The organism is Paraburkholderia sediminicola, from assembly GCF_046027355.1.
GTDB classification, from domain to species: domain Bacteria; phylum Pseudomonadota; class Gammaproteobacteria; order Burkholderiales; family Burkholderiaceae; genus Paraburkholderia; species Paraburkholderia sediminicola_B.
In genome coordinates, this window is record NZ_JAQQEK010000001.1 from 13900 (window position 1) to 26564 (window position 12665).

At 60.8% G+C, this 12665-nt stretch carries 11 protein-coding genes; 2 read left to right on the plus strand and 9 right to left on the minus strand.

All coding sequences use genetic code 11. The features are described from left to right. The first annotated feature begins 3 nt into the window (after positions 1-3). Entirely contained in the window at positions 4-429 is a 426-nt protein-coding gene (locus PQR42_RS00065; RefSeq protein WP_408217505.1) for a PRC-barrel domain-containing protein, read from the plus strand. A 196-nt stretch (positions 430-625) separates the two neighbouring features. Here PQR42_RS00065 and PQR42_RS00070 read toward each other — a convergent pair whose 3' ends face one another. After that, positions 626-1636: a DUF2891 domain-containing protein gene (locus tag PQR42_RS00070; RefSeq protein ID WP_408217508.1), complete on the minus strand. Its 1011-nt coding sequence runs from the start codon at positions 1634-1636 to the stop codon at positions 626-628. Positions 1637-1923: 287 nt separating this feature from the next. On the opposite strand from PQR42_RS00070, the gene PQR42_RS00075 reads away from it, so the two are divergent. After that, positions 1924-2409 (plus strand): hypothetical protein, encoded by a 486-nt coding sequence (locus PQR42_RS00075; RefSeq protein ID WP_408385136.1) that lies wholly within the window; start codon positions 1924-1926, stop codon positions 2407-2409. Between the two features lie 47 nt (positions 2410-2456). Here the strand turns inward: PQR42_RS00075 and PQR42_RS00080 are convergent, their stop codons facing one another. From PQR42_RS00080 to PQR42_RS00115, 8 genes are all read right to left on the minus strand, one after another. Beyond that, on the minus strand, positions 2457-3788 hold the full coding sequence (locus PQR42_RS00080; protein ID WP_408385135.1) for an NAD(P)/FAD-dependent oxidoreductase: 1332 nt from the start codon (positions 3786-3788) through the stop codon (positions 2457-2459). Beyond that, complete coding sequence (locus PQR42_RS00085) at positions 3788-5080, minus strand: NAD(P)/FAD-dependent oxidoreductase (protein WP_408385132.1); 1293 nt, start codon at positions 5078-5080, stop codon at positions 3788-3790. The genes PQR42_RS00080 and PQR42_RS00085 overlap by 1 nt, the downstream gene beginning before the upstream one ends. A 72-nt stretch (positions 5081-5152) precedes the next feature. Continuing rightward, complete coding sequence (locus tag PQR42_RS00090; protein WP_408385131.1) at positions 5153-6721, minus strand: DUF3138 family protein; 1569 nt, start codon at positions 6719-6721, stop codon at positions 5153-5155. 39 nt (positions 6722-6760) lie between these two features. Further along, positions 6761-7672: an ABC transporter permease subunit gene (locus tag PQR42_RS00095; protein ID WP_408178201.1), complete on the minus strand. Its 912-nt coding sequence runs from the start codon at positions 7670-7672 to the stop codon at positions 6761-6763. Beyond that, positions 7669-8643, minus strand: a complete 975-nt coding sequence (locus PQR42_RS00100) for an ABC transporter permease subunit (protein ID WP_408385129.1) — start codon at positions 8641-8643, stop codon at positions 7669-7671. Before PQR42_RS00100 ends, PQR42_RS00095 begins: the two co-directional genes overlap by 4 nt. After that, a complete protein-coding gene (locus tag PQR42_RS00105; RefSeq protein WP_408385127.1) occupies positions 8640-9803 on the minus strand; it encodes an ABC transporter ATP-binding protein in 1164 nt (387 codons plus the stop codon). Before PQR42_RS00105 ends, PQR42_RS00100 begins: the two co-directional genes overlap by 4 nt. Before the next feature lie 215 nt (positions 9804-10018). Beyond that, complete coding sequence (locus PQR42_RS00110; RefSeq protein ID WP_408217530.1) at positions 10019-11140, minus strand: polyamine ABC transporter substrate-binding protein; 1122 nt, start codon at positions 11138-11140, stop codon at positions 10019-10021. A 73-nt stretch (positions 11141-11213) separates the two neighbouring features. Then, positions 11214-12653, minus strand: a complete 1440-nt coding sequence (locus PQR42_RS00115; RefSeq protein ID WP_408385125.1) for an aspartate aminotransferase family protein — start codon at positions 12651-12653, stop codon at positions 11214-11216. Positions 12654-12665: the final 12 nt, after the last annotated feature.

Consider the following 12665-nt stretch of genomic DNA (forward strand, 5'->3'; position numbering starts at 1 on the left):
GATATGACATTGGGCAAACTTGTTGTTGTCGTCGCAGTAGCTGCAACCAGCCTCGGTGCACAGGCGCAAGTCGCCGGCACGCAACCGCTGAGCGTCACGGTCGAGCAGTCGAATGCGCTGCTGAGCGGCTGGAGTGTGAAGAAGAGCATTCTCGGCAAATCGGTGTACAACGACCAGAACGCGAAAATCGGCACGGTCCGTGATCTGGTGATTGCACCGGACGGTTCGTTGTCCGCAGCCATCGTCTCCGCTGGCGGCTTCCTCGGTGTGGCGTCGCACGACGTGGCGGTGCCGATCGCAGCGCTGGACATCCGGCAGGGGAATTTCTATCTGGCCGGCGCCACCAAGGACGCGCTGAAGGCGACGCCCGAGTTCCAGTACAACAAGGTTCAGGCGCCGCCGAAGCCTAAAAAGCTGACGGGGCAGTAAATGCAGGAGGCCGGCGCGCTCGCCGGCTGAGCCGCAGGAAGCGGCTCTGGATTGACGCAATCATGGAAAAGCGGTGCTCGCGGCGTGAACCGGTTGGTGGGAGAAACCGTTTCGCGCGTGCGGCGCCGCTTTCGTATTTTCAGCGGACCATGCCGCTGGGTTGGGTTCGATTCGAAGCCTTGAATCAGGCCTTCGTTCAGGCTTCCAATGCAAGCGTGGCGAATGTGCCCAGCCAGTGCTCGCCCATATAATCGCCGGCCACGTGCGGCAGTGCGGTTTGCAGATGCCGCTCGGCTGCATCGAACAGTATCGTCCGGCGAATATCGCCTGCGGGCAGTGCGCGCGCCAGCGAACGTTGGCACCATGCGCGGCTGAGATTCAGGCCGTCGAGATGAGCGATCTTGCCGTCAGTGCGATCCGTCACGGTGACGGGCTCGAACAGCGTAGCGGGCTTTTTCACGCCGAGATCCGGCAGAAAGCGGCCGAACCAGTCGACGAATTGCGCGGGCGGCAAGATGCGGCGCATCAACTCGGCTTCCATGAGCGATGGCGAGAGGAATTCGTCGCCGGCAGGCTCCCATGCCTGACACGCGACGTCGTTCATAAACCAGCGTTCCGCGGTATTCACGACTAGCGCTTCCAACGATTCACGCGACGTTTGCCGCGCGAAATCCAGCGTCAGCGCTAACGCGAAGGCCATGTTGAAGTGTGTGCCCACGCGCAGCGGGTAGGTCGCTTTCGGAAGAAAGTCCTCGAAGCGTTCCACAAACACCTTGGTGAGCGGCGCAAAGGTCTTCGACCAGCGCGCGGCTTCCGAGAGCTTCAGCGAACTGAGCTGCGCGCTAAGCGCGAGCAGCCAGGCCCAACCATATGGACGCTCGAAACCACGGTTGTGCGGCAGCTCGAGATAGGCAATTTCTCCGGCTACATTCGCCGCGGTGAAATGCTCATCGACTACCGCGACGATGCGCGCCGCTTCAGGCAGATCGGGAAAGCGCTCGAGTAGATGCAGAATCAACCAGTAGCCGTGCACGCACGAATGCCAGTCGTAGCTGCCGTAAAAAATCGGATGCAGCGCACGCGGACCTTGCACGTCTTGTGGCCCGGCGAGCGAATGCGTCAGCTTGTTCGGGTATTCGCGCGTGAGATGGGCAAGCGCGAGGTTGGCGAATTTTGATGCGAATTGGCGAGTGAGTTGAATAGTCATCGGCGCCTCCTCAAAAGCGGAATACGAACAGATATGACAGTATGGTGTTGATGATCAACAATAGTAAAGCGGTGGGCTATTGTGCCTTGATTATGCGGTTCTGATTTTTTGAGCTTCAGCAGCGCAAACGGCACGATAGCAGAGCGCCTGATTCAGGCGAGCTTGAATGGTAAATACTTGAAAACAGTGGTTTTCTGGTAATCTGACGGCCGGCTTTCTACCCCAGATACTCAATAGATACCCTGAGCGGGCCTTCATGCGTGTTCGAGGTTATAAACGAGGTTTCCATGCGAGTCAGCTCTACTTCAACGGCTACCGATACCCCCGTTCCGTATCCATGGGACCCGAAAAAGAATAGCGCTGAGAGCACGCCCGACGTCGAAAGCCTGAAGAAGCAGATGGAAGCGCTCAGCAAGCAACTGCAAGAGGCGTGGAAAACGGCGGGGCAGTCGCCCGAGACTCATGCGCGAGTCATGATGCTCACCAGCCAGATTACCGCTTTGCAGCGGGACATCACGCAGATCACGAATACGGGCGCCTCCTCGGCGTCCGCGGCCACGGCGCATGCGGAGATGCTTCGAACGGTTGCCGCGGCTGAAGCCACTGCCAAACAGTCGAGTGCTGTGGAATCCGGCGCTGCGGCCGGTGACTCGACTCAAGCGGCGAATAGTCAGGCGGTGATCATGGCTTCCGCGTCTGACTCGCCGGCGCAAAACGGATCTGCACCGTTCCGCTTTGACCATACGGGTACTAACATCGATACGGTTGCGTAGCAGCTGTTTGCATGGGGCGGCGGAGTGCCGCCACCATGCGACGATGCCTAAAACAATTCCAGAATCCGGTGATACATCATCCCGAGTTCTAGCGCGGGCCCCCGCAACGCCGGCCCGCCTGGAAAGCGCGCATGCCGCAACTGCGCGAACAGATCGAAGGCCGCTGTCTCGCCCGCCATCGCTTTGGCAACCACGCGCCCGGCAATGCCGGTCAACGCGACGCCGTGCCCCGAAAACCCCTGCACATAGAAGTAATTCGGATCGATCGACCCAAAATCGGGCGCGCGATTACGCGTCACGTCGACAAAACCGCCCCACGCATAGTCGATTCTCACATCGCCGAGTTGCGGGAACACGCCGATCATGCGCTGCCGAATCTCTTCGCCAAGTTGCACCGGTGAAGCCCCGGTCGAACTCGCCCGCCCGCCGAACAGCACGCGATGGTCAGCTGACAAACGGAAATAGTCGAGGAAGAAGTTGTTGTCGCAAACCGCCTCGCGCCCTTTGATCAACGCATCCGCGCGATCCTTGCCGAGCGGTTCCGTGGCGACGATATACGACGCAATCGGCGCGATCCGCGCGGCCACCGGCGCGGGCAGCACGTCGCCGATCGTGGCGTTGCCGCACGCCGCGACGAAACGGCAGCGCACTTCGCCGCGAGCGGTCCGCACGACAGGCCGGGCACCCCGCACGACCTCGATCACCGGCGAATGCGCGAACAGTTGCGCGCCCTCGCGGCGTGCGGCATCCGCGAGACCGAGGCAGTATTTGAGCGGATGAAGATGGCCGGAAAACGGATCGTAGACACCGGCCAGATAGCGCTTCGAAGCGACGCGCGAACGGACCTCGTCGGTATCGAGCCACGAGAGCTTCGTATAACCCCAGCGTTGCGAAGCCGATTCCATCCACGAGCGCAAATCGGGCACACGTTTCGGTTTGGTGGCGACCGTCAGATAGCCCGACGTGAAATCGCATTCGATGCGATAACGCTCGATGCGCTCGCGAACCAGCGCCACGCCTTCCACCGACATCGCCCACGCGGCGCGCGCGCCGTCGAGACCGAGTTGGCGCTCCATGACCTCGTCTTTCGCGAAACCCACCAGCGTCTGGCCGCCATTGCGGCCCGACGCGCCCCAACCGGGACGATGCGCGTCGAGCACGACCACCGACAAGCCGCGCGCCCGGCACTCCAGCGCCACCGACAAACCGGCGAAGCCCGCGCCGATCACGCACACGTCGGCTTCCAGCGTGCCGTCGAGCGCGGGGTCGTCGGCGAGCGGACGCACGGCGCTCGCTTCGTAGTAGGAGTTGGCGATCAGCGCATCGGCGCGGCGGTCGAGCGTATTAAGCGTGTTGAGGCCGGGAGTCGGAGCATTCATCAAAGCAGGTCCTTCATTCGATACCAGGCCATCGCGAGTACGAGGGCAGGGGTGCGCAGTGTAGCGCCGCCGGGAAAGTCGCGGTGACGAATCTTGCCGAACAGATCGAAGCGCGACGCCTGGCCGTCGATCGCCTCGGCGATCAGTTTACCCGCGAGACCGGTGGTATTCACGCCGTGCCCCGAGAAACCTTGCGCGAAATACACGGTCGGCGAGAGGCGCCCGAAATGCGGCGCGCGGTTCATGGTGATATCGACGAAACCGCCCCACGCATAGTCGATTTTGACATCGTCGAGTTGCGGGAAAGTCTTCAACATGTCGCGGCGCATCGCTTCGCCCAGGTTGCGCGGCGCGAGCTTCGAATAACTCACCTTGCCGCCCCACAGCAAGCGGTGATCGGGCGCGGGACGGAAGTAGTCGAGCACGAAGCGACTATCGCACACGGCGGCTTTGGCGGGCATTAGCGCTTCGGCGCGATCGGGGTCGAGCGGTTCGGTGGCGATCACATAGGTGCCGACCGGCATGATCTTGTTCGCCACGCCCGGCGCAAGCTGGCCGAGATAGGCGTTGCAGGCAAGCACGACGAAGCGTGCTTGCACCTGGCCGTGCGCGGTTTCGACGACATGTCGGCCGTTTTCTTCGCGCAAGGCCGTGACGCAACTGTCCTCGAAAATCCGCGCGCCGGCCTCGCGCGCCGCGCGCGCCAGGCCCAGCGTGTAATTCAACGGATGCAGATGGCCGCTGTCGGCGTCGAACAGGCCGCCCAGGTAGCGCTGCGACTGAACATAGTTGCCGACGCCGTCGGCGTCGACATAACTGAAGCGGTCGTAGCCGAAGCGCCGTTGTGCTTCGTCACGCCATTTTTGCAGCGCGTCGGTATCGCGCGGCTTGTTCGCCGCGGTCAGATAACCAATGGTCAGATCGCAGTCGATCTGATGCTTCGCGACGCGTTCCTTGACGATGTCGAGGGTTTCGATCCCCATGTCCCAAACACGCTTCACGTCGTCCGCGGGCAGGTACTTCGCGAACGTATCGATATCGCAGGCAAAGCCGCCGATCAACTGGCCGCCGTTGCGGCCGCTCGCCGCCCATCCGACTTTCGATGCTTCGAGCACCACGACCGAATGGCCGCGTTCGGCGAGATTCAGTGCTGCGGAAATGCCGGTCAGTCCCGCGCCGATCACGCACACGTCGGCGCTGATGGTTTCGTCGAGCGCGGGATGGCGCGTGGTGTCGTTGGCGGTGGCGGCGTAATACGAGGCGACGTGAGGCTGGTTCGAGAATCGGAGCATAGGCAGAGCATGCGGAAAGAGCCTGTGCGCGTGGCCTATTTAGACAACAAGGCCACGCGCCGGCAAGTCGGATTAGAACGAGTAGATGAACTGTGTCGCGAGCAGGTCGTTGGACTTGCCATACGAACCGTCGTTCTTCAGGAACACCTGCTTGTTGGCCCAGTCGTGGCGGTATTCCACCTTGACCGTGATCTGCTGGGTCGGATAGAACAGCAGGTCGAGCGATACGTCCTGGCGGGTCGCGCCCTTGCATTCGAAACCGAGGCCACCGTTCGCCTGCGAATTGGCGAGACAGTCCGCGCCGATACCGAAGCCGTTGGCCGTGTCCATGCCGTTGCCGTTCAACGCGATGCCACCACCGCCGCCGCCGTTCTTGCTGTCGACCAGCAGGTCGTAACGCAAGGTCGCGCCCATACGGCCCACCACCGGCAGATTGAACTTGCGGTGCGCGAGCAGCGACAGGCCGTACCATTGCGCCTGGCCGCCGTTGTACGCGGCATTCTGCTGCTGACCGTAGTCCAGCTCGGCGTTGTACTGCACGTCGGCGAGCGTGTAGGTCAGATCGGCTTCGGTGAAGAAGAACGTGCCGCCCGAGCTCGGTGCCTGGCCGCCTACGCCGTAGCTGACTGCGCCGTTCGCGTCGATCGAGCTAGGCAAGGTCTGACGGCCGATGTTGAACGAACCGCCGATATCCAGTGCGCTCGACCACGTGTAGTCGGTACGTGCGGTGAAGGTCGGGATCTTGTTGCTGGTCGTGATCGGATCGCCCAACGCATTGGTGCCGATCTGCGTCGTCGCACCGTACGTGCGGTACTGTTCGTTGCCGAGGAAGAACTTCCACGCCCAGTTGCCTGCCGTGTAGTTCGCGCCGATCCCGACATAGCTGCCCGGATCCGAGAAGTCGTACAGCAGGTTGTGGGTGAGCGTGAGCATCTGATTCGACTGCTGCACTTCATAGCCGCCGAAGCTCGGAATCAAACCGGCCACGAGTGTCGTGGTCGCCGTCAACGGCACGTTGACCACCGCGGTATTCAGGATGTTGTTGCCGATATCGCCGTGCGAATTCTGCAGCAGCGTAATGCCGTTGCCGCGGTTCGGCATCAAGGTGATCTCGGCCGACGGCGCCATCGGGCCGACACCGAAGGTCTTCTTGATGTCGAGGTACAGATCGCCGAACGTGCTGTTAAAGTAGTTGTAGCTGCTTTCGTGGTTCGCGAACAGGAACGACGAGCTGCTCTGCGCGCGGTTATAGAGGTAGGTCGGGTCGATATAACCCGTTACCGACAAACCGGCGATCGGCCCGGTCTGCGCCGCGTCTTCGAGCGAATCGACCTTCAACTGCTGATTGGCGATCTGTTGCTTCATCGCCGTCACGTCGTCGTTGGTCAACGTCGCCTGAGCCTTGCCGTAATCAGGCGACGAGACATCCACCGGCGCGGCTACTACCGCCGGAGCAGGGGCCGCTGTCGCCGCGGTGGCTGCCTTAGGCTTGGTGGCGACTTCTGCCCGCAACTGCTTGACCTCCTTTTGCAGCGCATTGAGTTGGGCCTGCAGCGCCTTGATCTGGTCGCTGGTGGCGTCCGCCATGGCCATGCCAGGCAGACTCCCCGCCACCAACAGACAGATAAGCTTCTTTCTCATTCAAATTCTCCTTATTGGTCGTATTGCAAAAAGGACTTCTTATGCGCGTGCCGTATCGAGCGACTTTCGTACGGCGGCTTGTTGTGGTGCCGCGGGCAAGGGGTCGGCGGCTTCGGCGAGTGCGAAAGCCATCTGCATGTCGCGGTTGCGCTTGCGTTCGCGCAACTGCATCCAGCGATTCACGGCAATCACGCCGATCGTCACCGTGGTGATGAAGATCGTGGCGAGCGCATTCATTTCCGGATTCAGGCCGAGACGCACCCGCGAGAAGACGACGAGCGGTAGCGTGGTCGAGCCGGGACCGGAGAGGAACGCGGAGAGCACGAGGTCGTCGAAGGACAGCGTGAACGACAGCAGCCAGCCCGACATCAGCGCCTGCGAGATCAGCGGCAGGGTGATCAGGAAGAAGACCTTGAAGGGTGTGGCGCCGAGATCGAGCGCGGCTTCTTCGAGCGACTTGTTCAGCTCTTTGACACGCGATTGCACGATGATCGCCACATACGACACGCACAGCATCACGTGGCCGATCCAGATCGTGAAGAGACCGCGGCCCTTCGGCCAGCCGAGCATCTGTTCGAGCGCGACGAACAGCAGCAGCAGCGAGATGCCCTGAATCACTTCAGGAATCACGAGCGGCGCGTTGATCATGCCGGCGAACAGCGTGAAGCCGCGAAAGCGTCCGAAGCGCGCGAGCACGAAACCGGCCCACGTGCCGATCACGACCGAGGCGCACGCGGTCAGCAGACCGATCTTCAGCGAGAGCCATGCGGCGTTGAGCAGTTCGCCGTCCTGCAACAGCGCGCCATACCATTTGAGCGAGAAGCCCGACCACACCGTGACGAGCTTCGACTCGTTGAATGAATACACTACCAGGCTGATGATCGGAATGTAGAGAAACAGAAATCCGAACGTCAGCACGCTATTGGACAGCGTCTTATTAGGCTTGATCATTTCGCGCCCTCCAGTTCCTTGACCTGGTAGTACTGGAACACGGCCATCGGCACGAGCAGCAGTAGCACCATCGCGACGGTGACGGCGGATGCCATCGGCCAGTCCATATCGTTGAAGAATTCATCCCACATCACGCGGCCGATCATCAACGTGTCGGCGCCGCCGAGCAGTTCCGGAATCACGTATTCGCCGACCGCCGGAATGAACACCAGTAGACTGCCGGCGATGACGCCGTTCTTCGACAGCGGCAACGTGATGCGAGTGAACGCGGTCCACGGCTTGCAGCCGAGGTCGTAGGCCGCCTCGAGCAGTGTCAAGTCCATCTTCACGAGGTGCGCATACAGCGGCATCACCATGAAAGGCAGGTACGAATAGACCATGCCGATATAGACGCCAATATCCGTGTGGTAGAGGCGCAACGGCGAATGAATCATGCCGACCGCCATCAGCGTGTGATTGAGCAGGCCGTCGTCCTTCAGAATGCCGATCCATGCGTAGACGCGAATCAGGAACGACGTCCAGAACGGCAGCATCACGCCCATCATCAGCAGGTTGCGTTTCGTCGGTTCCGAGCGGGCGATGTAGTACGCAATTGGATAGCCGATCAGCAGACAAAAGAAGGTCGAGACCGCGGCCATCTTCAGTGAGCTGAGATACGTGGCGACGTATAGGTCGTCCTGCAGCAGGAACGCGTAGTGGCTGAGCTGCATGGCGAAATGCACCATGCCGTCCTTGATCGTCACGAGATCCGTGTACGGCGGAATGCCGAGACGCAGATCGGCGAAACTGATCTTCAGCACCAGCACGAACGGCAACGCGAAGAACACCGTGAGCCAGAGGAACGGCACGCCGATCACGGTCGTGCGGCCCGACGGCAGCAGCATCGACAGGCGTTTTTTCAGCGAGCCGAGCAGGCGGCTGCCGGACGGCGCGCCGAGCGCCGCAGGGGAGGAGGTAGTGGGATTGCTCATTGCGTCAGCACCACGCCGCTAGCGGGCGACCAGTAGACGAACACGTCGTCGTTATAGGAAGGCGCACCTTCGCTCATCAGGTGCGAGCTGGAGAGATTCGACACGACGGTCTTGCCGCTCGGCAGACGCACGTGATACAGCGAATAGCTGCCCATGTACGCCACATCCGAGACCACGCCGCGTGCCCAGTTGTGCGGCGTCGACGGTTTGTCGAGCGAGACCTTGATGCGCTCCGGACGCACCGAGATACCCACCGGCATGCCGAGCGGCCCGGTAATGCCGTGGCTCACGTAGATACGCGATTCGAGCTCTTCGCTTTCGACGAAGATATGGTCCGGTTCATCCGCGACCACGGTGCCTTCGAACAGATTGGTCGAGCCGATGAATTCGGCGGAGAAGCGGCTATTCGGAAACTCATAGACCTGGCTCGGCGAGCCGATCTGCACGATGCGGCCTTCGCTCATCACGGCGAGGCGCCCGGCCATCGTCATCGCTTCTTCCTGATCGTGCGTAACCATCACGCAGGTCACGTCGACCTTCTCGATGATGTTCACGAGTTCGAGCTGGGTCTTCTGGCGAATCTTTTTATCGAGCGCCGACATCGGCTCGTCGAGCAGCAGCAGCTTGGGGCGCTTGACGAGCGAACGCGCGAGCGCCACACGCTGCTGCTGGCCGCCTGACAGTTGATGCGGCTTACGCTGCGCGTATTTGCTCATCTGCACGAGATTGAGCGCATCGGCCACGCGTTCCTTGATCTCGTTCTTCGGCGTGCCTTCCTGCTTCAGGCCGAAAGCGATATTCGCCTCCACGCTCATGTGCGGGAAGAGGGCGTACGACTGGAACATCATGTTGACCGGCCGCTTGTACGGCGGCATCGCGGCGAGATCTTCGCCGTCGACGAAAATACGCCCGGAGGTCACCGTCTCGAGCCCCGCGAGCATGCGCAGGAGCGTGGACTTGCCGCAGCCGGAGCTGCCGAGCAGCGCGAACAACTCGTTCTTGGCGATGCTCAGATTGACGTTGTCGACAGCGGTGCTGTCGCCGAATTTCTTCACGACATTTTCAATCCGAACGAATTCGTCCGATTTCGATTTTGTCGTCACTGCGGGGCGGGCCATCTGGGTGGCGCCGGCTGCGCTTTTTGAGGTCGTCGAGTTCATGATGTAACCGTTCCTTGCGGATCGCGGGCGCAAGTGTCTCCATACGAGGCGCGGGAAGCGTCTCGGAACGTGCGCTGCGATCGGAAAACATGGGACTGCGCGCGGGTGGGACTTTAAAAAAAGCGCGCAGGCTGACTACCGTTACTGCGATTCATGCGCTCAGGGTTCGAGCGATCCCTGAGCGTGGGATCAATAATCGATTTTGAGTGGCTGGATTAATGGCCGGTTTTAAGCTGCGCCCAAAGACGGTTTTCAAGGCGCAGAATGTCGGTCGGCATCGGCTTCATCAGCGTCATCTTGCTCAACACTTCATCGCCCGGATAAACGGTCTTGTCCTGTGCGACAGCTGGCGTCACGAACTGGCGCGCGGCCTTGTTCGCAGTCGGGTAGAACACTTCGTTGGTGATCGCGGCGTTGACCTTCGGGTCCGAGATGTAGTTGATCCACTTCAACGCGGCTTCCGGATGCGGCGCGTCTTTCGGGATCACCATCACGTCGAACCATAGCAGGCCTCCTTCCTTCACGTTCGAGAACTTGATCTGGTACGAGCGTTTGGCTTCTTCGGTGCGGCGGCTGGCAATGCCGACGTCGCCCGACCAGCCCAGCGCGACGCACACGTCGTTATTGGCGAGGTCGTTGATGTAGCCGGACGAATTGAATTGAGTGATATACGGGCGGATCTTTTTCAGCACTTCGAACGCGGCCTGATAGTCGGCGGGGTTCGTGCTATTCGGATCCTTGTGCATGTATTGCAGCGTGGCGGCAAACACGTCGACGGCCTGGTCGAGGATCGAAACGCCGCAGCCTTTCAGCTTGGAGAGATTGGCCGGATCGAAAATCAGTGCCCAGCTATCCACGGGTGCATTGGCGCCGAGCGCTTTCTGCACGGCTTGCACGTTGTAACCGATGCCGTCCGTACCGTATGCCCAAGGCACGCCGTACTGGTTGCCCGGGTCCGCGTCGGCAATCATCTTCATCAGCACGGGGTCGAGGTTCGCGAGGTTCGGCAGCTTCGATTTGTCGAGCTTCTGGTACACGCCGGCCTGAATCTGCTTGGCCATGTAGTTCGAGGTCGGCACCACGATGTCGTAGCCCGAGCTGCCGGCGAGCAGCTTGGCCTGCAAGGTGTCGTCGCTATCGTAGTTGTCGTATTTGACCTTGATGCCGTCCTGCTTCTCAAAGTTCGGAATCGTGTCCTTCGCGATGTAGTCCGACCAGTTATACACATTCAGTTCCGTGTCGGCCGCAAGGGCCGGCGTAACCGACAGCGCCGCAAAACCCGTGAAGGCGAGAAGCGCGGCCCCCGCGACCGCATGACGAAGATGACTAACGCTCATGGTTTTTTCCCTTGATGTGAAGAACCGGCATGAGCGTGATTTGTGGGTGTGCCCATGCCGGAACGGACTGCCGTTACGAAATGCCGAGTTGTTGTGCTGTCGCATCGATGGCTTTCTTGGCCTTCGAAACGATTTCGTCGATTTCCAGCTTAGTGATCACGAGCGGTGGCGATAGCAGCATGCGATCGCCGGTGGCGCGCATGATGAGGTTGCCGTTGAAGCAGAAGTCGCGGCAGATCGTGCCGACGTCGCCGCCATTAGCGAAACGCTTGCGTGCCTTCGGGTCTTGCGCGAGTTGCAGACCGGCCACCAGACCCGCACCGGAGATTTCGCCGATGATCGGGTGATTGGCGAAGGTTTCGCGCAACTTCTTCTGGAAATACGGACCGGTGTCGTTCTTCACACGATCGACGATCTTCTCGTCGCGCAGCAGCTTGAGGTTGGCGACCGCGACGGCGGCCGCGACCGGGTGACCCGAATACGTGAGACCGTGATTGAAGTCGCCGTTTTCGATGATCGCCTTGGCGACGCGGTCATGCAGGCCGACCGCGCCCATCGGCACGTAGCCGCTCGTCAAGCCCTTGGCTAGCGTGATCAGATCCGGTTCGAAACCGAAGTGCTGATGCGCGAACCATTCGCCGGTGCGGCCGAAACCACCGATAACTTCGTCCGCGACGAGCAGAATGTCGTACTTGCGGCAGATGCGCTGGATTTCCGGCCAATACGTCGAAGCCGGGAAGATCACGCCGCCCGCTCCCTGGAAAGGCTCACCGATGAACGCGGCGACGTTGTCCGCGCCGATTTCGAGAATCTTCGCTTCCAGTTGCTGCGCACGGGCCAGCGCGAATTCTTCCGGCGTCAGGTTGCCTTGCGCTTCGCCGAAGAAATACGGTTGGTCGATATGCACGATGTTCTCGACCTTCGAAGGCATCTGTTCATGCATGTAGCCCATGCCGCCGAGCGTGCCGCCCGCGATCGTCGAACCGTGATAGCCGTTCTTGCGCGAGATGACGAACTTCTTCGAGTGCTTGCCTTGCGTCGCCCAGTACTGGTGGACGATCCGCAGCACCGTGTCGTTGCCTTCCGAACCACTGTTGCAGTAGAAGAAATGATTGAACGGCTCCGGCGCCAACTCCGCAAGCAAGGCCGACAGTTCGATCACCGGCGGGTGCGTCGTCTTGAAGAAGGTGTTGTAGTACGGCAGTTCCTGCATCTGCTTGTACGCGGCGTCGGCCAGTTCCTTGCGGCCATAACCCACGTTCACGCACCACAGGCCGGCCATGCCGTCGATCACCTTGTTGCCTTCCGAGTCCCACAGATACACGCCTTGCGCCTTGACGATCACGCGGCTGCCGCTGCGATTGAGCGAGCCCATATCCGAGAACGGATGGATGTGGTGCGCCGCGTCGAGCGCGCGGTATTCTGCGGTGCTGCGTTGTTGTTGCACGGCTTGCGCGCTTGCGGCCGGCTGAGCCGGTTGCACGTAAGCGATTTCTTCTGTTCTGTAGCTCATACTGCCTCCAAT

What these genes read in the sequence shown, in the direction of transcription:
- PQR42_RS00065 (WP_408217505.1), top strand. Translation starts at nt 4, where the DNA reads ATGACATTGGGCAAACTTGTTGTTGTCGTCGCAGTAGCTGCAACCAGC.
- PQR42_RS00070 (WP_408217508.1), bottom strand. Translation starts at nt 1,636, where the DNA reads ATGACTATTCAACTCACTCGCCAATTCGCATCAAAATTCGCCAACCTC.
- PQR42_RS00075 (WP_408385136.1), top strand. Translation starts at nt 1,924, where the DNA reads ATGCGAGTCAGCTCTACTTCAACGGCTACCGATACCCCCGTTCCGTAT.
- PQR42_RS00080 (WP_408385135.1), bottom strand. Translation starts at nt 3,788, where the DNA reads ATGAATGCTCCGACTCCCGGCCTCAACACGCTTAATACGCTCGACCGC.
- PQR42_RS00085 (WP_408385132.1), bottom strand. Translation starts at nt 5,080, where the DNA reads ATGCTCCGATTCTCGAACCAGCCTCACGTCGCCTCGTATTACGCCGCC.
- PQR42_RS00090 (WP_408385131.1), bottom strand. Translation starts at nt 6,721, where the DNA reads ATGAGAAAGAAGCTTATCTGTCTGTTGGTGGCGGGGAGTCTGCCTGGC.
- PQR42_RS00095 (WP_408178201.1), bottom strand. Translation starts at nt 7,672, where the DNA reads ATGATCAAGCCTAATAAGACGCTGTCCAATAGCGTGCTGACGTTCGGA.
- PQR42_RS00100 (WP_408385129.1), bottom strand. Translation starts at nt 8,643, where the DNA reads ATGAGCAATCCCACTACCTCCTCCCCTGCGGCGCTCGGCGCGCCGTCC.
- PQR42_RS00105 (WP_408385127.1), bottom strand. Translation starts at nt 9,803, where the DNA reads ATGAACTCGACGACCTCAAAAAGCGCAGCCGGCGCCACCCAGATGGCC.
- PQR42_RS00110 (WP_408217530.1), bottom strand. Translation starts at nt 11,140, where the DNA reads ATGAGCGTTAGTCATCTTCGTCATGCGGTCGCGGGGGCCGCGCTTCTC.
- PQR42_RS00115 (WP_408385125.1), bottom strand. Translation starts at nt 12,653, where the DNA reads ATGAGCTACAGAACAGAAGAAATCGCTTACGTGCAACCGGCTCAGCCG.